Genomic DNA, 18,748 nt, shown 5'->3' on the forward strand with positions numbered 1-18,748 from the left:
GGCCGGGGAGACCGATTTCAGCAATTCTCAAGGGTGGCAGTGGCCAAACCGGGAAAGTCTGTAATCAGGCTGTCAACGCCGAAGTCGGCGAGTCTGCGCATCAGCGCAGGCTCGTTGACGGTCCACACCGACACATGCAGGCCCTGACGCTGCGCCTTCTGCAGGCGTTCCGGCGTACACAGCGTCCAGTTCAGCGCGAGAATTTCGCAACCGTAGCTGGCCGCCACCTTCAGCGGATCGAGCCAGGCATATTCGGCTACCAGGCCACGGGATACGTCCGGTACCAGATCCAGCGCTGCCTTCAAGACTTCCCGCGAACTCGAGGTGATCGTCACCTTGTCGAGCAGGCCGTGGCGCTGAGCCATTTCCCGAATCGCCAGCACGGTAGTCGCCGCGCGGGTGCGTGATGCGCTTTTGACTTCCAGCTGCCAGTGCACGAAATCACATTGCTCGAACAACTCTTCCAGCGTCGGAATCGGGCACGGCTTGATCCAGCCCGGGCCGCCCTTGCGCGCGTCGTAGGTGACCAGCTCGGCAGCGGTGTGCTCGACGACTTTGCCGCGACGGTCGGTGGTGCGCTTGAGGGTCGGGTCATGGATGACCATCAGCTCGCCGTCCTTGGACAGGTGCAGATCCAGTTCGCAGCGGCGCACGCCGTGCTTGAGGCATTCCTGAAAGCTGCTCAGGGTGTTTTCCGGTGCTTCGCCCTTGGCGCCGCGGTGGCCGTAGATGAGGGTCACGGTGCTTCCTTAAGTTAAATGCCAGATTCGTTCTGTTCGCGGGCCAGACGGCGTTCCTGAGCCTGCTTTTGCAAGATGTAGCGCGCGAGCAATTGGCGCTGGGCATCGGTCGGGCGTTCGAACTCGGTGCCGACGTCATAGCCATCGCCCTTGGGATCGCAATGGGTGACCCGGGCACGCAGCAGCAGGCCAAGCGCCTGCGGCATCAGCACCAGTTTCACCGACAGGTGCGCGCCGGTGGCAATCGGGGTCGGGTACTGAAAATCGATCCCGCCCTCGGAGATGATCACTGGCTGCGGCTCGCCGATGTGGCCGAGCACGGTCAGGGCGATCACCTGGCTGAGCAGGTCAATGCGTTTGTTCTGCGATTTGAGGAACGCGGCGATGGCGCGGTCCCGCTCGCTGATCTGCCGCAACAGGTGCTGCGACTCGAATTCGCTCAGGTGCAGTTCGCTGAGCAGGTTGAAGAGTGGGGAAGCATCCTGCAACACTTCCTGGCCTGCGGCTTCGAGAGCGGACAGGGGCCGAATTTCCAGTGCGATCGTGTCCTCGATACGGTAGTATTCGCGGCGATCTTCTTCATCTAATGTCGACATGGCGAACCCATGGTAGCGGCGGTGGTCTGAGTGTAAAGCTGGTTTTCGACCCCCGCCACAAGGACGTTCCTTTTCCCTCCGAACAAGCCCCGACATGTTCAGACCTCTCTTCGTATTTATCGGCACGCGTTATACCCGTGCAAAGCGTCGCAATCATTTTGTGTCATTCATTTCCCTGACTTCGATGATCGGGCTCGCCCTTGGCGTGGTCGTGATGATCGTCGTGCTGTCGGTGATGAACGGCTTCGACCATGAGATGCGCACCCGCGTGCTGGGCATGGTGCCCCACGCTACTCTCGAGACCGGCGAGCCGATCAATGACTGGCAGAGCCTGGCCGACAAGGTCAAGCAGAACCGGCAGGTGACGGCGGTGGCGCCGTTCACCCAGATGCAGGGCCTGCTGACCAACAACGGTCAGGTTTCCAAGGTGTTGCTCAATGCCATTGATCCTGCGCTCGAGCGCAATGTGTCGATCATCGACAACTTCATGAAGCAGGGCAAACTCGACGACCTGACACCGGGCAGCTTCGGCATCGTCATCGGCGACAAGGCGGCGACCAAGCTCGGCGTCGGCATCGGCGACAAGGTTACTTTTGTCGCACCTGAGGTCAGCGTGACCCCGGCGGGGATGTTTCCGCGCATGAAGCGCTTCACCGTGGTCGGGATTTTCCATGTCGGCGCCGGTGAGCTCGACGGCTACCTCGGCGTGACCAATCTGCAGGATCTGGCGAAAATGCATCGCTGGAAAGCCGATCAGGTGCAGGGCCTGCGGCTGAAGTTCGACGACCTGTTCCAGGCACCGCGTGAGGCGTGGAACATTGCCCAGCAGCTCGGCGAAGATCGTTACTACGCCCGCGACTGGACGCGCACCCACGGCAACCTGTATCAAGCGATCCGCATGGAAAAAGCCATGATCGGGCTGCTGTTGCTGCTGATCGTCGCCGTCGCCGCGTTCAACATCATTTCCACGCTGGTGATGGTGGTGAACGACAAGAAGGGCGACATCGCCATTCTGCGTACCCTAGGCGCGACTCCGGGCACGATCATGCGCACGTTCATGGTTCAGGGCACGGTAATCGGCGTGGTCGGCACGGCGATCGGCGCGGTGGTCGGGATCCTTGCGGCACTGAATGTCAGTGCGGCCATTTCGGCGCTTGAAGGGCTGATCGGCCACAAGTTCCTTAATGCTGACGTGTATTTCATTGATTATCTTCCTTCGCAGGTACAGAGCCAGGACGTCGTCATGGTCTGCGCCGCTGCGTTGGTCCTGAGTTTCCTCGCCACCCTGTATCCCGCCTGGCGTGCCGCGCGCACCCAGCCGGCGGAGGCGTTACGTTATGAGTGAGTCGGGCATGAGTGAACAAGCAATTCTGAGCTGCCGTAACCTGGGCAAATCCTACGAGGAGGGTCCGGAGTCGGTACAAGTGCTGGCCGGCCTGCAACTGGAGTTGCACCCGGGCGAACGTGTAGCGATCGTGGGCAAATCCGGTTCCGGCAAAAGTACCTTGCTCAACCTGCTCGGCGGCCTCGATACGCCTAGCAAGGGCAGCGTCTGGCTCGACGGCGAAGAGCTGTCGGCGTTAAGCGAGAAAAAGCGTGGTCTGCTGCGCAATCGCGCGCTTGGTTTCGTTTATCAGTTTCACCATTTGCTGCCGGAATTCACCGCACTGGAAAACGTCTGCATGCCGCTGCTGATCGGCAAGACCGCCATCCCGGAGGCGCGCCAGCGTGCCACGGCATTGCTGGAGCGTGTCGGTCTCGGCCATCGTCTGGAACACAAACCGGCGGAACTGTCCGGCGGCGAGCGTCAGCGCGTGGCCATCGCCCGTGCCCTGGTCAACAACCCGGGGCTGGTGATGCTCGATGAGCCGACCGGCAACCTCGACCTGCACACCGCCGAAGGCATTCAGGATCTGATGCTGGAGCTGAGCACTTCGATGCGCACGGCGTTCCTGGTGGTGACGCACGACATGAACCTGGCTCGCCAGATGGATCGCGTTCTGCAGCTGCAGGAAGGCTGCCTCACTCCCATCTGACTGGCTGAAACCCGGCGCCCGTAACGGCGCCGGGTCTTTTATTTCTACACGGTGCCCCAGCGAATGTTCAGACCGTTATCGATCTTTATCGGCACGCGCTATACCCGCGCCAAGCGCCGCAATCGCTTTGTTTCGTTCATTTCGATGACCTCGATGATCGGCCTCGCCCTCGGCGTGCTGGCGATGATCGTGGTGCTGTCGGTGATGAATGGCTTCCAGCGCGAAATGAGCTCGCGCATCCTTGGGATGGTGCCCCATGCGACCATCGTTGGCGTCAAGCCGATCGACGACTGGCAGCCGGTCGCTGCGGCTGCGATGAAAAATCCCGAAGTGACGGCCGCCGTGCCGTTCACCGAGATGGAAGGCATGCTTTCCTACAAGGGTTCGATGCAGCCGATTCAGATCAGTGGCGTTGATCCGGCCCAGGAAGGCAAGGTGTCGATCGTTGCCCAGCACATCGTCCAGGGTCGTCTCGATGCCTTGAAGCCGGGCGAATTCGGTGTGGTGATCGGTGAAATCACCGCGCGGCGTTTCCGCCTCAATGTCGGCGACAAGATCACTCTTATCGTCCCGGAAGTCAGCACCGCGCCTGGCGGTATCACCCCGCGCATGCAGCGCCTGAATGTGGTTGGCGTGTTCAAGGTCGGCGCCGAGCTGGACGGTTCGATGGGCCTGATTCATGTCGCCGACGCCGCGACCATGCAGCACTGGCAGCCGAATCAGGTGCAGAGCGTGCGGCTGGCAGTCAAGGATCTGTACGCTGCGCCGAAGGTGTCTGCGGACATTGCCGGTGGCCTCGGCGCTGACTTCAAGGCTGACGACTGGACTCACACCCAGGGCAGCCTGTTCAGCGCGATGAAGATGGAAAAAACCATGATCGGCCTGCTGTTGCTGATGATCGTCGCGGTGGCGGCGTTCAACATCATCGCGACGCTGATCATGGTGGTGAACGACAAGGGCGCCGACATCGCCATCCTGCGCACGATCGGCGCTACGCCCCGGCAGATCATGGCGATCTTCATGGTCCAGGGCACGGTGATCGGTATTGTCGGCACCATCATTGGCGGCGTGCTGGGCGTGATTGCGGCGCTCAATGTCAGCGAACTGGTCGGCTGGGTAGAGCGTGTGACCGGCCAGCATATCTTCAGTTCGGACGTGTATTTCGTCAGCAACCTGCCTTCGGAACTGCAGGGCGGCGATGTGCTGTTGATCTGCTCGGCGGGATTCATTCTGAGCTTCCTGGCCACGGTGTATCCGGCGTGGCGGGCGGCGAAGATCGAACCGGCGCATGCCTTGAGATATTCGTAAGCGACTCCATGCTCGTTCCCACGCAGAGCGTGGGAACGATCAGGTCCGAGGCAACTCGATTACAAACCGCGTCCAACCCGCTTCAGATTCGCAATGAATCGTCCCGCCATGTGCCCGCACGATCGACTGGGTGATCGCCAGACCCAACCCCGCATGCTCACTGCTACCTTCCTGCCGCGCCGGATCCGCTCGATAGAAGCGGTCAAACAGACGCGGCAGTAATTGCGCTGAAACCCCCTCGCCACTGTTTTCGACGCAGACGCGCACGATCTCCTCCTCGTCGACGATGCTCAAGCGCACATAACCCTCGGCCGGGGTAAACCGCAGCGCGTTATCCAGCAGGTTCGACAAGGCCCGGCGCAACATGCCGCGATCACCTTCAATTTGCGCCTCACCTTCACGGCTCAAGCTCACACCAGCGTCTTCCGCCAGTGGCGCAAAAAACTCCAGCAGCATGTCGGCCTCATCCGCCAGCTCCAGCGGTTCGCGCTTGGGCATCAGCAAGCCGTGGTCAGCCTTGGCCAGATAGAGCATGTCGTTGACCAGTTGCGCCATCCATTGCAGTTCTTCGAGGTTGCTGTGCAGTGCTTCGCGGTAATCCTCCAGTGCGCGTGGGCGGGTGAGGGTGACCTGGGTGTGGGTCAGCAGATTCGACAACGGTGTGCGCAGTTCATGGGCGATGTCGGCGGAGAATGCCGAGAGGCGCTGAAACGAATCGTCGAGGCGTTCGAGCATGGCGTTGAAGCTGTAGGCCATTTCTGCAAGCTCTGGCGGCATCTTCTCTTCAGGCAGGCGGGCATTCAGCGATTGCGCGGAAATCCCACAGGCCACTGCGCTCATCCGCCGCAACGGGCGCAGACCGCTGCGCGCCGCCCAGGCGCCGAGCAGGGCAGTAGCCAGCGCCGACAGGCCGACGGTCAGCCAGATCAGATGCTGCATGCGCGTAAGAAAATGCTGGTGATGGGTGATGTCCAGCAGCAGCGTCAGTTGTGGCGAATCCGCTGCGTCCGGGTAGAGCGGGGCGCGCAGCACGCGGTAGTCGGTGCCGTCATGGCTGATGGTCGACAGGCCGGTTTGCAGCGGCAGATTCTTCGGAATCTGCACCGAGCTGTCATACCAGTGCTGACCGTCGCCACTGGTAATGCGCAACGACAGATCGGCCTGACGGCTGAGTTCATCGGCCAGCCGCGCCTCGCGCTGGGCAGGTTGGAGATCCTGCAAGGCGCGGCGCAGACCGATCAGTTTCGTCTCCAGTTGTTGCTGATCGAGTTCGATGAAGTGCGCTTCGCTGGCGCGGTCGAACAGCACCCCGGCGAACAGCGAGACCACCGCAGTGCAAGCGGCAAACAACAGTGCCAGGCGCGTGCTCAATGACCAACGACGCATCACAGCGAACGCTCTTCGAGCACGTAACCCATGCCGCGCACGGTGTGGATCAACTTGTTGGGGAAGTCATCGTCGATCTTCAGGCGCAAGCGGCGGATCGCCACTTCGATGACGTTGGTGTCGCTGTCGAAATTCATGTCCCAGACCTGCGAGGCGATCAGCGATTTGGGCAGGACTTCACCCTGACGGCGCAGGAGCATTTCCAGCAGGGCGAATTCCTTGGCGGTCAGGTCGATGCGCTGGCCGCTGCGTTCGACCCGGCGGCGGATCAGATCCAGGCGCAGATCGGCCAGTTGCAGACTGGTTTCCTGGGCGATACCGCTGCCGCGCCGCAACAGGCTGCGCACTCTGGCGAGCAATTCGGAGAAGGCGAATGGCTTGACCAGATAATCGTCGGCGCCCAGTTCGAGGCCGTGAACCCTATCCTCCACCGAGTCTTTGGCGGTGAGAAAAAGTACCGGCGTGTCGAGGCCGGCGCTGCGCACCGCTTGCAGAATCTGCCAGCCACTGCGCCCGGGCAGCATTACATCGAGGATCAACAGCGCGTAGTCGCCGCTCAAGGCCAATTGCTGGCCGCTAATCCCGTCAGCCACCAGCTCGGTATTGAATCCGGCCTCGGTCAGGCCCTGACGCAGGTATTGGCCGGTTTTCGCTTGGTCTTCGACGATCAACAGTTTCATGGGCGACTCGGGCGGGGTTGGTATTTGGAAGGGCGAGGGCGTTATACCGTGAGATCCGGCGATAAGCGCCAAGCTGACAAAGTTGTAATCTGCCTGTCAGGTCGATGCCAGCCTTGGGTGGTTAGAGTTTCCCACAGGCTGAACCTTCTCTTGTTGGAGTACGACCATGTTTTTGCGCACCTCGCTGAAAATAGCCGCCTCTCTGCTGGCATTGAGTTCGCCAGCCTGGGCGACACCGGTGCACACCTTCGCCTTCGGCCAGCCGGCAGCGGCGAGCCAGGCTACGCGCAGTATCGAAATCGTCATGGGCGACATGAACTTCGACCCGAAATCCATACAGGTCAAGGCCGGTGAGACGGTTCGCTTTGTGCTGGTGAATAAAGGCCAGTTGCTGCATGAATTCAACCTCGGTGATGCGGCGATGCATGCCAGTCACCAGCAGGAAATGTTGCAGATGCAGCAAAGCGGCATGCTTACGCCTACCGGCATGAAAGAAATGTCCCACGATATGGCGGGCATGAATCACGCGGCGATGGGGCATGGCATGCAGCATGACGACCCCAACAGCGTACTGGTCGAGCCCGGTAAAACCGCCGAGTTGACCTGGACCTTCAGCAAGGCAACGGCGCTCGAGTTTGCCTGCAATATCCCCGGGCATTATCAGGCCGGCATGGTCGGCAAACTGACAGTCAGTCAGTAAGCACTCAAAGGCGCGGGCAAAGGCTGGTAGAATCCGCTGATTCTTCAGTCAGGTTTCCGCCATGCATCCCGCAGCCGAACATTCGCCGCTGGGCAAATCCAGCGAATACATCGCCACGTACACGCCGTCCCTGCTGTTCCCGATTCCGCGCACCGCGAAATGGGCCGAGCTGGGCCTGACCGCCGAAACCCTGCCGTATAAAGGCGTGGATTTCTGGAACTGCTTCGAGCTGTCGTGGCTGCTGCCCTCGGGCAAACCGGTGGTGGCAATCGCTGAATTCAGCATCCCGGCGGACTCGCCGAACATCATCGAATCGAAGTCGTTCAAGCTCTACCTCAACTCGCTGAACCAGACGCCGTTCGCCGACGTCGCCACATTGCAAGCGACGCTGGTCAAGGATCTGTCCGCCGCTGCCGGCAAACCGGTGGGCGTGCGGGTGCGCAGTCTGAAAGACGTGGAAGCTGAAGGCGTGGTGGCGTTGCCGGGCGTGTGCATCGACGATCTGGATATCAGCGTGAGCAATTATGAACACCCGCGTCCGGAGCTGCTGCGTTGCGATGATTCGCGGATCGTTGAAGAGAGCGTGCACAGCCACCTGCTCAAATCCAACTGCCCGGTGACCAGCCAGCCGGACTGGGGCAGCGTGGTAGTGGAATATCGCGGCGCGGCGCTGGATCACGCCAGCCTGCTGGAGTACATCGTCAGCTTCCGCCAGCATTCGGACTTCCATGAGCAATGCGTGGAGCGGATTTTTCTCGATCTGCAGCGGTTGTTGAAGCCGGAGAAACTCACGGTGTTTGCGCGCTATGTGCGCCGGGGTGGGCTGGATATCAACCCGTATCGCAGCACTGAAGAGGTGCAGCTGCCGAATCACCGGCTCGTACGTCAATAAAGAAACGGAATGTGCGATATCCCTTGTGGGAGTGAGCCTGCTCGCGAATGCGGTGTGTCATTCAACGATGATGTCGACTGACACGACGCCTTCGCGAACAGGCTCGCTCCCACAAGGGCTTGCATGCACATTTCGGAAATGAAAAAGCCCTGCCATCGCTGGCAGGGCTTTTTTGTGCGGCGGGGCGTCAGATGCCCATGCTGCCCAGCGTATTCATGATATTGCGCAGGGTGCCGGCGATCGCCGGGTGTTCGACTTCGAAGCGCTCGACCGCCAGGTTCACGCCGTCGGCGATGCTCGCGTCCTGGGTGGCAGTTTCCAGCTGGATTTCCGATTCGATCTGCGCCATCAGCGCATGCAGATCCTCACGCTCGGCTTCCGACAGCGGTGGATTGTGTTCCAGCTGCTCGCGCAGGGTATCGAGCTGTTTTTGCAGTTCTTGGGCGGGCATGGTGGTTTCCTTTTATCAATAGGCACTGGCATTGACCGCAGCCACGCGCCAAAGGTCTATGGCTGACCTTTAGATTAATCCACTCTTGGTAAACCTGCATGACGCCGATCAGGGCTTTTCGCCTTTGGCGCGGCGCAGGCTGATGTCGGCGAGGCAGGCGTCCAGTTCGCCGAGATGATCGATCACCGAATGCACACCCAGGCCGAACAACTGCACGGTGGCCTTGCCGCGCAACTTTTCGCGTTCCTTTTGTGACAAAGCCTGCCACTCGCTCGGGCTCAGGCCGCATAGCGAGCCACAGGACGCCAGGCCAATCGTCCATAACCCGGCATTCAGACCGGCCTGTAACAGGCGCGGCTCACCGCTGACCAGCACGCAGCCGTCGAGGCGGTCGATGTTCAAACTCATCAACGCCTGCCAGCACGCGTTGGGCGCTGGCCATGGATTCATTGTTGCTGAATGTTGCTTCGGTTTGATCCAGTCTGGCAGCGAGGCGGCCAGTGGCTGAGCGAGGGCAGGGGGCAATTCGTCGAGCCACGCGCAGGGAATTCCCTGGCGCTGCAAACTTTTCAGGCTATCGAGTGCGCCGGGTGTAGTTTTGGCATGTTCCGGCTGGGCGTTGAGCTCTTGCGCGGCGCGGGCACCGAAATCCACCAGGCAACCGCTCAGGCCGAACAGCACGGCAGTCAGGCCGGGCGCGGCGACGGGCAAGGTTTCGGCGTGAGTCATGGCAACGTCCCTGAAATAACGCTCAAGACTAGGGCCCTGGGGTGACAGTTGCATGACAGGCGGGTGAAAGCCTGCGTAGGAAACTTCCTGCATATCCTTGCAGCGGCGCACTGCCCAAATCGCTGTTTATGCTTATACTAGCGGCCTTAATGCTCGGGCCGAGAGGACCGCGCCAGTATCAAATCCAAGGAGTTTTTCTATGCGCTGGAGCCCTTCGCTCACTCAGCTAAGTGTATGTGCCAGCCTGTTGCTGGCGCCGTTCGCCACCCAGGCGGCCACCGAAGAAGACCCTTGGGAAAGCGTCAACCGGCCGATTTTCCAGTTCAACGACTTCGTTGACACTTACGCGCTGAAGCCTTTGGCGCAGGGTTATGAGTTCATCACCCCGCAGTTCGTTGAAGACGGCATTCACAATATGTTCCGCAACGTCGGTGACGTGACCAACCTGGCGAACAACATTCTCCAGGCCAAACCGGCTGCAGCGGGCGTTGATACCGCCCGACTGATTTTCAACACCACCTTCGGTCTGCTCGGCTTCTTCGACGTCGGCACCAAGATGGGCTTGAACCGCAGCGACGAAGACTTCGGTCAGACCCTCGGTTACTGGGGCGTGGGCAGCGGCCCGTACGTGATGCTGCCGCTGATGGGGCCGAGCACCCTGCGTGACGCACCGTCGAAATACGTCGACAGCTTCACCGGCGCGTACCGCTACATCGACCACGTGCCGACGCGTAACTCGATCTTCGGCCTGAACATCGTCGACACCCGCGCCAGCCTGCTGTCGAGCGAGAAGCTGATCAGCGGCGACAAATACACCTTCATCCGCAACGCTTACCTCCAGAACCGCGAGTTCAAGGTGAAGGACGGTCAGGTCGAAGACGATTTCTGATTTCGATCGGCGACAGAAAGGCGACCCTCGGGTCGCCTTTTTTGTCCGCGCCAGAGCGTCACCGGCGACTGCCGCTACCTTCCATCGGGTTACCGTTGGAGCGGTTCTTATAACTCGCGGTGATTTGACAAACAAAGTCGTCAAGCGACAATCGGCGCATGCTTGAAACGCTCTGCGGATGGGAGTACCGTCTGCGCCTTAGAAGGGCACCTCTGTTTAAAACCGCGCGCCAGGCGAATGCTTGAAAGCGCTGCAACAGAGAGGCTAGAAAGCGAATCCAGTAGTCTGCGCAGGGCCGATGCCCCGCTCACTACGCCAACCTAATTCTGGCGCCGTTTGCCCACATGCCAAAAACCAGTGCCACGCTGCTGATAATCGATGATGACGAGGTAGTGCGCGCGAGCCTCGCGGCCTATCTGGAAGACAGTGGTTTCAGCGTCCTGCAGGCCGGCAACGGTCAACAGGGTCTTCAGGTATTCGAGCAAGACGAGCCCGATCTGGTCATCTGCGATCTGCGCATGCCGCAGATGGGCGGTCTCGAACTGATCCGTCAGGTCACCGAGCGCTCACCCGATACGCCGGTGATCGTGGTCTCCGGTGCCGGGGTGATGAACGACGCGGTCGAGGCCCTGCGCCTGGGCGCGGCGGATTACCTGATCAAGCCTCTCGAAGATCTGGCTGTGCTCGAGCACTCCGTGCGCCGGGCCCTGGATCGTGCGCGACTGCTGCTGGAAAACCAGCGCTACAGCGAGAAGCTGGAAAAGGCCAACCGCGAGCTCGAAGCCAGCCTGAACCTGCTCCAGGAAGACCAGAACGCCGGTCGCCAGGTGCAGATGAACATGCTGCCGGAAAGCCCGTGGAGCATTGACGAATTCAATTTTGCCCACCAGATCATCCCGTCGCTGTACCTGTCGGGTGATTTTGTCGACTATTTCCGCGTTGACGAGCGCCGGGTCGCGTTTTATCTGGCGGATGTTTCCGGGCATGGCGCGTCATCAGCCTTCGTCACCGTGCTGTTGAAATTCATGACCACGCGTTTGCTCTTCGAATCGAAACGCAGCGGTACCTTGCCGGAGTTCAAGCCTTCGGAAGTGCTCGGTCATATCAACCGGGGACTGATCAGTTGTAAGCTGGGTAAACACGTCACAATGGTCGGTGGAGTCATCGACGAGGAGACCGGTTTGTTGACCTATAGCATTGGCGGCCATCTGCCTTTGCCTGTGTTGTACACGCCTGACAGTGTTCGTTATCTCGAAGGCCGTGGCCTGCCGGTGGGCCTTTTCAATGAAGCCACCTACGAAGACCACGTGCTTGAGCTGCCGCCGACGTTCAGCCTGACGCTGATGTCTGATGGCATTCTGGACCTTTTGCCGGAAGCAACGCTCAAAGAAAAAGAGGCTGCTTTGCCCGAACGGGTGAAGTCAGCGGGCGGCAGCCTGGATGGTCTGCGGCAAGTGTTTGGTTTGGCCACGCTAGGGGAGATGCCGGATGATATCGCCCTGTTGGTGTTGAGCAGGAATCTTTAATGAGTACCGGTAGAATCCAGTTCGCCGAGCAGGACGGCACCTTCGTCCTGAAGTTCGTCGGTGAAGTTCGCCTGACCCTGTGTTCGGCGTTGGATGCGACTATTGAGAAAATCTTCACCGCGCTGAATTTCAACGCGATCGTGATCGATTTGACCGAAACCCGCAGCATCGACAGCACCACCCTCGGCCTGCTGGCCAAACTGTCGATCCTGTCGCGGCAGAAGGTCGGCCTTTTGCCGACGGTTGTCACCACCCACGAAGACATCACTCGGCTTTTGCAGTCGATGGGCTTCGAGCAGGTGTTCAACATCGTCAACCACCCGGTGCCGTGCCCGGAGTGCCTGGACGACCTGCCGGATCAGGACCAATCCGAAGAAGTGGTGCGAATCAAGGTGCTGGAAGCGCACAAGATTCTCATGGGCCTGAACGATTCCAATCGGGAAGCGTTTCATGATCTGGTGAATGCGCTGGAGCGGCATTGATCCAGTGAATTGAGGATGCATGGGCGGCCTCTTCGCGAGCAGGCTCGCTCCCACATTTTGATCAGCAGTTACCATAAAAAAGGGCGAACCCTCACAGGTTCGCCCTTTTTGCATACTACAAACTCAGATCACAGCTTGGCCTGCAGCAATGCTTCCAGTTTTTCCTGATCGCGGGCGAACTGACGGATGCCTTCAGCCAGTTTCTCGGTGGCCATCGCGTCTTCGTTGGACAACCAGCGGAATTGCGCTTCGTTGAGGCTCAGACGCGCTTCACCGGCATTGCCCGGCGCCAGTTTGCGTTCCAGCTTGCCGGTATCGGCGGCCAGCTTCTCCAGCAGTTCCGGGCTGATGGTCAGGCGATCACAGCCAGCCAGTTGTTCGATCTGGTTGATGTTACGGAAGCTGGCGCCCATGACCACAGTCTTGTAGTCATTAGCCTTGTAGTAGTTGTAGATGCGCGTCACCGACTGCACGCCCGGATCATCAGCGCCGGTGTAGTCGTTGCCGTTGGCTTTCTTGTACCAGTCGTAAATACGGCCCACGAACGGCGAAATCAGGAACACCCCGGCGTCAGCGCAGGCCGCCGCCTGGGCGAAGGAGAACAGCAGGGTCAGGTTGGTCTGGATGCCTTCCTTCTCGAGGATCTCGGCGGCGCGGATGCCTTCCCAGGTCGAGGCGATCTTGATCAGCACGCGGTCACGGCCGACGCCGGCCTTGTCGTACAGCTCGATCAGACGATGCGCACGCTTGAGGATCGCATCCTGATCGAAGGACAGACGCGCATCCACTTCGGTGGAGATGCGGCCTGGAACCACGTTGAGAATTTCCTTGCCCACTGCGACGCCGAAACGGTCGCTGGCCAGGCCGACATCGCCCTTGCAGTCGCGAACGCAATCGTTCAGCAGTTCGGCGTAACCGTGAATGGCCGAAGCCTTGAGCAGCAGGGAAGGGTTGGTGGTGGCATCGGTCGGTTTGACTCGGGCGATCGCTTCGAAGTCGCCGGTGTCGGCAACCACGGTGGTGAACTGTTTGAGTTGTTCCAGCTTGGAAGTCATGGGCGTGCTCTATCCTATGGGTCTAAAGACATTACCCGAGCGCTGACGGGCACTCAAGGGTGCATTCGTGGATCGATGGCCCCTGCGGCAACAACCTGAAAACGATTGTTTGAAAGGTGGGGCGCGGTGTCGCTGAATACGATGCCAAAACAGCCCACAGGTTCAAAGCAACCGACCTGTGAACAGACCGGTTGCCCAAGGCTTACTCAGCGTTCAACAGACCTTCTACCGACAAGCGCGCCGGTTTTGGCTGGCCGTCAGAGGTGAGAAAGCCGAAGTTCTTTTCGCGATCGTTGCTGCCGGAATCACTGTTCCGCCATTCATAGATAGAGGTCAGGGGAATATTCAGGCGTTTAACGTCGGTAATAAACGCGTTGATCTTGGTCGCTTGCCCCTCGGGACCACCGTTGGAGGCGAGGGCCGAAACCCCCCATTCACTGATGACTCCCGGCAGATTGAAGTTCTGCTGGATGAACGTCTGCGCGTTGCTGATCTGCGTGGCGGTCATCCCATAAGGGTGATAAGACACGGCGTTGAGGCATTTCGGGTACTCGCTGACGATACTTTTCATCGCCACCGTCGACGCCGAGCCCGCGCTTGGCGGCCGGGCGAAGCCGAAACCGACCCGTGGCGTCGTCTGCGGCTGACCTTCGAAGGCCTTGCACATGCCGGCCATGAACGGCACGAAGGTGGTATCGAAATTGCGCGTCGGCCAATAGGTTTCCAGGTCCGGCTCGTTCCAGATTTCGATCGCCACCAATTGCGAGCTCCAGGATTTTTCCAGCCCGGTCACGGTGGTGGCGAACTTAGCGCCGGCGGCGTTCAGCTCCTCTGGCGAAGTGGCCGGCAATGCCTTGATCGCGCGCACCGTCAGCAGCACCGGCAGGCCGGCGGAAGCGGCGGCGGCGAAGGCGTCGCTGACCTGTTTCTGATAAGTCTTGGCGGTGAGGCTGTCACTCCACACGCCGAAGCGCACAAAGCTGAAGCCTGCGGCCTTGATTTGCGCGGCATCGGCGGCGGTGAAGCTCTGGATTTTCACCTGCACGCCGATGGTTTTCGCTGGAAGGTTGGGGAACAGCTCACTGGCGTGAACCTGGCTGGTGGCACCGAGGGCCATCAGGGTGAGGGCGGCGAGTGTATTGCGCTGTGCTGTTTTCATGTCTGCTCTCCTGAAGAGAATGACAACTACGAATATTTATCCCGTTACTCAATTTCCGATAACGGTGATGGCACTAAGTGCGCGAATGTTATTTTTTGTCAGGAAAACAGCAACTGAAAATCACAGTTATTTTTAGTCCGCTAATTGTGGTTGGGGCGGCTTAAAACGCTGTGGTACTTAATGTTCCTGTACTAACAGGGCGAAGCTATTTCTGAGTGCAGGAAAGTCGTGGGGTTCATTAACTTTCACGGCATGTTGGCTGTTTGATATTACACAGGAAAGCAAGACTTGTTCAAAAAGATCCTCGTTGTCTGCGTGGGCAATATATGCCGAAGTCCGACGGCCGAACTACTGCTGCGCAACGCGCTGGGCCCGTCCGCCATCACCGTGTCTTCCGCCGGCCTGTCCGCCCGCGTCGGCGAGGGCGTGGAGGCCTCGGCGCGGCAGGTTCTCGAAGAACACGGGCATTGCGCCGAGGCCTTCAAGGCGCGGCAACTGACCTCGGACATCGTCAATGACTCGGACCTGATCCTGGTCATGGAAAAGACCCACGTCAATCAAGTGCTGAAGATTGCCTCGCACGCCCGAGGCAAAGTGTTTCTGCTCGGCAAGTGGCAGAGCGAGCGCGAAATACATGATCCGTATCGTCAAGGCAAAGCCGCGTTTATTCATGCCCACGCATTGATTGAAGATGCTGTTAGTTCATGGGCAAAGCGTCTCGGGCATTGATGAATATTCTTCAGAACAGTAAATGGTAAGAACAGACTTATGCAGTTACCGTCCGTAATCGGCACCCGCGACAATGATCAAGACAGTATTGATCTGCTCGGCATCTTCGGCAGCCTGATCGACCAGAAGTGGCTGATCGGCGCGTTGACCGGTGCCTTCATGGTCACCGGCGTCGCCTATGCGGTTCTGGCAACGCCAGTGTACCTGGCGAACGCGCTGGTGCAGGTCGAACCGAAAAAGAACGACATGCTGGGTTTTTCCGACCTCAACAGCATGCTCGGCGGGCAATCGCCGTCGGTGACCGAAATCGGCATCATCAAATCCCGCGCGGTGATCGGCAAAACCGTTGACGACCTGCGCCTGGATATCGACGTCACCCCCAACACGTTCCCGTTGATCGGCGGCTTTCTTTCGCGGCGTTATCGCGGAGACAGCGAGACCAGCGTCGCGCCGCCGCGTTTCGGTTTGACCAGTTATGCCTGGGGTGGCGAGCGCCTGGAATTCACTCGGCTGCAATTGCCGAAAGACCTGCTCGGCAAGAAACTCACCCTGATCGCCGGCGAGCAGCAGCGTTTTCAACTGTTCGATGAAAACGACAATCTGCTCGCCGAAGGCGTCGCCGGCGAAGCGTTTGCCAACGACGGCGTAGAAGGGCAGATCGCGCACTTGTCGGCCAATCCCGGCACGCGCTTTCAGGTGGTGCGCAATCCACGCATCGTGACCATTCAGGGCTATCAGGACGCGCTGGATATCTCCGAACAGGGCAAGGAGTCGGGAATCATTCGTCTGGCGCTGGCCAGCTCGGACGCGGCCGAGGCGGTGAAGATCCTCAACAAGATCGCCTCGCTCTACGTCGAGCAAAACGTACGGCGCACTTCGGCGGAGGCCGCGCAGAGCCTGGCCTTCCTGCAAAGCCAGTTGCCCCAGGTCAAGCGTGATCTGGCCAAGGCCAGCGACGCCTTGAATGCCTACCAGACCCACGGCAAGACCGTGAACATCTCGCTGGAAACCCAGTCGGTGCTGGGCCAGTCGGTGGCGCTGGAAACGCGCATCTCCGAGCTGAAAATGCAGCAGGCCGAACTCGATCGCAAGTTCACCAAACAGCACCCGGCCTACCGCGCCTTGATGACGCAGATCGGCGAGCTGACCCAGCAGCAGAAATCCCTCGAGGGCAAGGTTCAGGACTTGCCGGCCACCCAGCAGGAATTGCTCAACCTGACCCGCGACGTCGAGGTGGCTTCGCAGATCTACACGCAGTTGCTGAACAAATCGCAAGAACTCGACATCGTCCGCGCCGGGGCCGTCGGTAACGTGCGCCTGATCGACACTGCCGATGTCGACCTGACCAATCCGATCAAACCGAAGAAACCACTGATCGTGCTGATCGCGACATTGCTCGGCGCGTTTGTCGGCGTGGCGCTGGTGCTGCTGCGCAAATCCCTCAGCCGAGGCCTTGAAGGCCCGGAGGGCATCGAGCAGTTGGGCCTGCCGGTTTATGCGTCGATTCCCTACAGCGCCTTGCAGGAAGAAGAGGACAACAAAAAGGGCCGCGCCCGCGACGGCGTCGACAAACCTGCGTACCTGCTGGCGCTGCGCAACCCGACCGATCTGTCGATCGAATCGATCCGCAGCCTGCGCACCTGCCTGCACTTTGCCGGGCTCGATTCGACCAACAACCGCATCATGATTTCCGGGCCGAGCCCGCAGGTCGGCAAGACCTTTGTTTCGTCCAACCTTGCGGCGGTCATGGCCCTGAGCGGCCAGCGCGTGGTGCTGATCGATGCCGACATGCGCAAAGGGCACCTGCACAAAACCCTCAACACCCCGATCAGCAACGGTCTGTCCGACCTGCTGGTCAAGCGCTGCACCCTCGAACAGGCGATCAACAAGGTCGAAGTCGACAACCTGCATTTCATCAGCCGGGGGCAAGTGCCGCCCAATCCTTCCGAGCTGCTGATGCACGCCAACTTCCGCGAACTGCTGGCAGAGCTCAGCGAGCGCTACGACCTGGTAATCATCGACACGCCGCCACTGCTGGCAGTGACCGATGCCGCCATCGTCGGTCGCGAAGCCGGCATCAGCCTGATCGTCACCCGCTTTGGGGTGAACCCGGCCAAAGAGATCGAACTGACCATTCGCCGCTTCGCCCAGAACGGCATCGAGTTGAAAGGCGCGGTGTTCAACGGTGTCGAGAAGCGTGCGGCCAGCTATTACGGCGGCACTGGCTATTACAACTACGAATACGCGTCCGACAAATCCTGATGGTTGCCGATTGTTCTTTCCTGTTTGAAGTGGGTGAGCTGTGAAAAAAATACTGCACGTGGCAGAGACGATCAAAGGTGGCGTGGCGACGGTGATCCGCACGATCTCGGCATCGCCTGAAGATGACGCGGCGAATTATCAACTGGTCTATCTGGTGCCCGAGGATCAGGCCAGGGAGCTGCACGGCATCGCCCCGCAGCAGGTGCGCACTTTTCCACGCAGTGGCCGCAACGTGCCGTCGCTGCTGCGTTTCGCCTGGCGTCTGAGCCAGGTGCTGCTCAAGGAAAAGCCCGACGTCGTGCATTTGCACAGCACCTTTTCCGGGGTGATCGGCCGTGTTGTGTGTGTGCTGCTGCGACCATGGCGCAAGCCGAAAATCGTCTACTGCCCGCATGCGTTTTCGTTCCTGATGGAAAGCTCGCCGACCAAGCAGAAAGTCTATGCGTGGATCGAGCGCGTGCTGCAGAAAGTCACTGACGTGATCATCTGCGTCAGCCAGTACGAGCTGGACAAAGCCGCGCGTTTCGGCATCGAGCGCAAGCGCATGAAGCTGATCTACAACGGCATTCATCACAAGGATGACGCGCCGAAAAGCGCTGGCGCCGAGCCGATTCATCTGCTGTTCGTCGGGCGTCTGGATTACCAGAAAGGCTTCGACGTGCTGCTCAAGGCCTACGCCAAGGTCAATCGCAACGACCTCAAACTGACGGTGGTTGGCAGTGCGGTCAACGAAGACTCGGTCGAGTGCCCGCCGATGGATTCGGTCGAGTACCTGCCGTGGGTGACCCCTAGTGAAGTGCAGGCGCTGTATCAGAAAGCCGATGCGCTGATCGTGCCAAGTCGCTGGGAAGGCTTTGCCATGGTGCCGCTGGAAGGCATGGCCATGGGGCTGCCGGTGATTGCCAGCAACTGCACTTCACTGCCGGAACTGGTCACCAACGAAGTGTCCGGCTACGTGTTTCCGTCCGGCGATCACCAGGCGCTGGCCGATGTTTTGACGATCATCCAGAAGCCGCGCCTGCTCGACCTCGGCAACGAAGGCCGGAGCATTGTCCGCGAACGCTTCAGCGCCGCGTTGATGATCCGCCAGACCTACGACCTGTATCACGCTCCCACTTATTAAGTAGA

At 59.8% G+C, this 18,748-nt stretch carries 19 protein-coding genes and 1 pseudogene; 11 read left to right on the top strand and 9 right to left on the bottom strand.

Translation table 11 applies throughout. The features are described 5' to 3' along the window. Nucleotides 1-17: 17 nt before the first annotated feature. Both JWU58_RS09510 and JWU58_RS09515 read right to left on the bottom strand, forming a co-directional pair. Entirely contained in the window at nt 18-740 is a 723-nt protein-coding gene (locus JWU58_RS09510) for a glycerophosphodiester phosphodiesterase (protein ID WP_206421824.1), read from the bottom strand. A gap of 14 nt (nt 741-754) precedes the next feature. Further along, nucleotides 755-1,336 carry a PilZ domain-containing protein gene (locus tag JWU58_RS09515; RefSeq protein ID WP_206421825.1) on the bottom strand — a complete coding sequence of 194 codons (582 nt, stop codon included), beginning with the start codon at nt 1,334-1,336 and terminating at the stop codon, nt 755-757. Nucleotides 1,337-1,430: 94 nt separating this feature from the next. Here JWU58_RS09515 and JWU58_RS09520 point away from each other — a divergent pair, with 94 nt between their 5' ends. From JWU58_RS09520 to JWU58_RS09530, 3 genes are all read left to right on the top strand, one after another. Continuing rightward, complete coding sequence (locus JWU58_RS09520; protein WP_024013629.1) at nt 1,431-2,681, top strand: lipoprotein-releasing ABC transporter permease subunit; 1,251 nt, start codon at nt 1,431-1,433, stop codon at nt 2,679-2,681. Beyond that, nucleotides 2,674-3,372 (top strand): lipoprotein-releasing ABC transporter ATP-binding protein LolD, encoded by a 699-nt coding sequence (lolD, locus tag JWU58_RS09525; protein ID WP_024013628.1) that lies wholly within the window; start codon nt 2,674-2,676, stop codon nt 3,370-3,372. Before JWU58_RS09520 ends, lolD begins: the two co-directional genes overlap by 8 nt. Before the next feature lie 63 nt (nt 3,373-3,435). Then, on the top strand, nt 3,436-4,680 hold the full coding sequence (locus tag JWU58_RS09530) for a lipoprotein-releasing ABC transporter permease subunit (protein ID WP_024013627.1): 1,245 nt from the start codon (nt 3,436-3,438) through the stop codon (nt 4,678-4,680). A gap of 39 nt (nt 4,681-4,719) precedes the next feature. Here the strand turns inward: JWU58_RS09530 and JWU58_RS09535 are convergent, their stop codons facing one another. Both JWU58_RS09535 and JWU58_RS09540 read right to left on the bottom strand, forming a co-directional pair. Next, a complete protein-coding gene (locus tag JWU58_RS09535; RefSeq protein WP_206421826.1) occupies nt 4,720-6,066 on the bottom strand; it encodes a heavy metal sensor histidine kinase in 1,347 nt (448 codons plus the stop codon). Then, nucleotides 6,066-6,746, bottom strand: coding sequence for a heavy metal response regulator transcription factor (locus JWU58_RS09540; RefSeq protein WP_123441992.1), 681 nt, complete (start codon nt 6,744-6,746; stop codon nt 6,066-6,068). Before JWU58_RS09540 ends, JWU58_RS09535 begins: the two co-directional genes overlap by 1 nt. Before the next feature lie 166 nt (nt 6,747-6,912). Here JWU58_RS09540 and copI point away from each other — a divergent pair, with 166 nt between their 5' ends. Then, nucleotides 6,913-7,446, top strand: coding sequence for a copper-resistant cuproprotein CopI (copI, locus tag JWU58_RS09545; protein ID WP_123441993.1), 534 nt, complete (start codon nt 6,913-6,915; stop codon nt 7,444-7,446). 61 nt (nt 7,447-7,507) lie between these two features. After that, on the top strand, nt 7,508-8,338 hold the full coding sequence (gene queF / locus JWU58_RS09550) for an NADPH-dependent 7-cyano-7-deazaguanine reductase QueF (RefSeq protein WP_016775473.1): 831 nt from the start codon (nt 7,508-7,510) through the stop codon (nt 8,336-8,338). A 23-nt stretch (nt 8,339-8,361) separates the two neighbouring features. Here queF and JWU58_RS27240 read toward each other — a convergent pair. From JWU58_RS27240 to JWU58_RS09560, 3 genes and pseudogenes are all read right to left on the bottom strand, one after another. Beyond that, nucleotides 8,362-8,469, bottom strand: a pseudogene (locus JWU58_RS27240) (metal ABC transporter ATP-binding protein); the annotation flags it as partial. Nucleotides 8,470-8,525: 56 nt separating this feature from the next. Next, complete coding sequence (locus JWU58_RS09555) at nt 8,526-8,789, bottom strand: DUF4404 family protein (RefSeq protein ID WP_016775472.1); 264 nt, start codon at nt 8,787-8,789, stop codon at nt 8,526-8,528. A gap of 108 nt (nt 8,790-8,897) precedes the next feature. Continuing rightward, nucleotides 8,898-9,518, bottom strand: coding sequence for an HAD superfamily inactivated hydrolase PcrP (locus tag JWU58_RS09560; RefSeq protein ID WP_123441995.1), 621 nt, complete (start codon nt 9,516-9,518; stop codon nt 8,898-8,900). Nucleotides 9,519-9,717: 199 nt separating this feature from the next. Here JWU58_RS09560 and JWU58_RS09565 point away from each other — a divergent pair, with 199 nt between their 5' ends. From JWU58_RS09565 to rssC, 3 genes are all read left to right on the top strand, one after another. Further along, entirely contained in the window at nt 9,718-10,407 is a 690-nt protein-coding gene (locus JWU58_RS09565; protein WP_016775470.1) for an MlaA family lipoprotein, read from the top strand. 344 nt (nt 10,408-10,751) lie between these two features. Continuing rightward, entirely contained in the window at nt 10,752-11,933 is a 1,182-nt protein-coding gene (gene rssB / locus JWU58_RS09570) for a two-component system response regulator RssB (protein WP_024013622.1), read from the top strand. Further along, nucleotides 11,933-12,415, top strand: coding sequence for an anti-sigma factor antagonist RssC (gene rssC, locus JWU58_RS09575; RefSeq protein ID WP_003226553.1), 483 nt, complete (start codon nt 11,933-11,935; stop codon nt 12,413-12,415). Before rssB ends, rssC begins: the two co-directional genes overlap by 1 nt. Before the next feature lie 128 nt (nt 12,416-12,543). Here rssC and tal read toward each other — a convergent pair whose 3' ends face one another. After that, entirely contained in the window at nt 12,544-13,470 is a 927-nt protein-coding gene (gene tal, locus JWU58_RS09580) for a transaldolase (protein ID WP_016775468.1), read from the bottom strand. Nucleotides 13,471-13,672: 202 nt separating this feature from the next. Then, on the bottom strand, nt 13,673-14,629 hold the full coding sequence (locus JWU58_RS09585; RefSeq protein ID WP_123441996.1) for a cellulase family glycosylhydrolase: 957 nt from the start codon (nt 14,627-14,629) through the stop codon (nt 13,673-13,675). 288 nt (nt 14,630-14,917) lie between these two features. Between JWU58_RS09585 and JWU58_RS09590 the strand changes: the two genes are divergently transcribed. From JWU58_RS09590 to JWU58_RS09600, 3 genes are read left to right on the top strand one after another with little or no spacing between them, the layout of a single operon-like run. Beyond that, nucleotides 14,918-15,358: a low molecular weight protein-tyrosine-phosphatase gene (locus JWU58_RS09590; RefSeq protein WP_123441997.1), complete on the top strand. Its 441-nt coding sequence runs from the start codon at nt 14,918-14,920 to the stop codon at nt 15,356-15,358. Nucleotides 15,359-15,397: 39 nt separating this feature from the next. Continuing rightward, entirely contained in the window at nt 15,398-17,620 is a 2,223-nt protein-coding gene (locus tag JWU58_RS09595; RefSeq protein WP_123441998.1) for a polysaccharide biosynthesis tyrosine autokinase, read from the top strand. A 40-nt stretch (nt 17,621-17,660) separates the two neighbouring features. After that, the gene (locus tag JWU58_RS09600; protein ID WP_122603757.1) at nt 17,661-18,743 is read left to right on the top strand and encodes a glycosyltransferase; all 1,083 of its coding nucleotides are present in this window, start codon (nt 17,661-17,663) and stop codon (nt 18,741-18,743) included. Nucleotides 18,744-18,748 lie beyond the last annotated feature (5 nt).

This window comes from Pseudomonas atacamensis (genome assembly GCF_017167965.1).
In the GTDB taxonomy this organism is placed as follows: Bacteria; Pseudomonadota; Gammaproteobacteria; order Pseudomonadales; family Pseudomonadaceae; genus Aquipseudomonas; species Aquipseudomonas atacamensis.

Excerpts from the sequence above, each read along its gene's own strand:
- JWU58_RS09595 (WP_123441998.1), top strand. The coding sequence starts at position 15,398 with ATGCAGTTACCGTCCGTAATCGGCACCCGCGACAATGATCAAGACAGT.
- copI (WP_123441993.1), top strand. The coding sequence starts at position 6,913 with ATGTTTTTGCGCACCTCGCTGAAAATAGCCGCCTCTCTGCTGGCATTG.
- lolD (WP_024013628.1), top strand. The coding sequence starts at position 2,674 with ATGAGTGAGTCGGGCATGAGTGAACAAGCAATTCTGAGCTGCCGTAAC.
- JWU58_RS09535 (WP_206421826.1), bottom strand. The coding sequence starts at position 6,066 with ATGCGTCGTTGGTCATTGAGCACGCGCCTGGCACTGTTGTTTGCCGCT.
- JWU58_RS09565 (WP_016775470.1), top strand. The coding sequence starts at position 9,718 with ATGCGCTGGAGCCCTTCGCTCACTCAGCTAAGTGTATGTGCCAGCCTG.
- JWU58_RS09540 (WP_123441992.1), bottom strand. The coding sequence starts at position 6,746 with ATGAAACTGTTGATCGTCGAAGACCAAGCGAAAACCGGCCAATACCTG.
- rssB (WP_024013622.1), top strand. The coding sequence starts at position 10,752 with ATGCCAAAAACCAGTGCCACGCTGCTGATAATCGATGATGACGAGGTA.
- queF (WP_016775473.1), top strand. The coding sequence starts at position 7,508 with ATGCATCCCGCAGCCGAACATTCGCCGCTGGGCAAATCCAGCGAATAC.
- JWU58_RS09560 (WP_123441995.1), bottom strand. The coding sequence starts at position 9,518 with ATGACTCACGCCGAAACCTTGCCCGTCGCCGCGCCCGGCCTGACTGCC.
- JWU58_RS09515 (WP_206421825.1), bottom strand. The coding sequence starts at position 1,336 with ATGTCGACATTAGATGAAGAAGATCGCCGCGAATACTACCGTATCGAG.
- JWU58_RS09555 (WP_016775472.1), bottom strand. The coding sequence starts at position 8,789 with ATGCCCGCCCAAGAACTGCAAAAACAGCTCGATACCCTGCGCGAGCAG.
- rssC (WP_003226553.1), top strand. The coding sequence starts at position 11,933 with ATGAGTACCGGTAGAATCCAGTTCGCCGAGCAGGACGGCACCTTCGTC.
- JWU58_RS09585 (WP_123441996.1), bottom strand. The coding sequence starts at position 14,629 with ATGAAAACAGCACAGCGCAATACACTCGCCGCCCTCACCCTGATGGCC.
- tal (WP_016775468.1), bottom strand. The coding sequence starts at position 13,470 with ATGACTTCCAAGCTGGAACAACTCAAACAGTTCACCACCGTGGTTGCC.
- JWU58_RS09530 (WP_024013627.1), top strand. The coding sequence starts at position 3,436 with ATGTTCAGACCGTTATCGATCTTTATCGGCACGCGCTATACCCGCGCC.
- JWU58_RS09520 (WP_024013629.1), top strand. The coding sequence starts at position 1,431 with ATGTTCAGACCTCTCTTCGTATTTATCGGCACGCGTTATACCCGTGCA.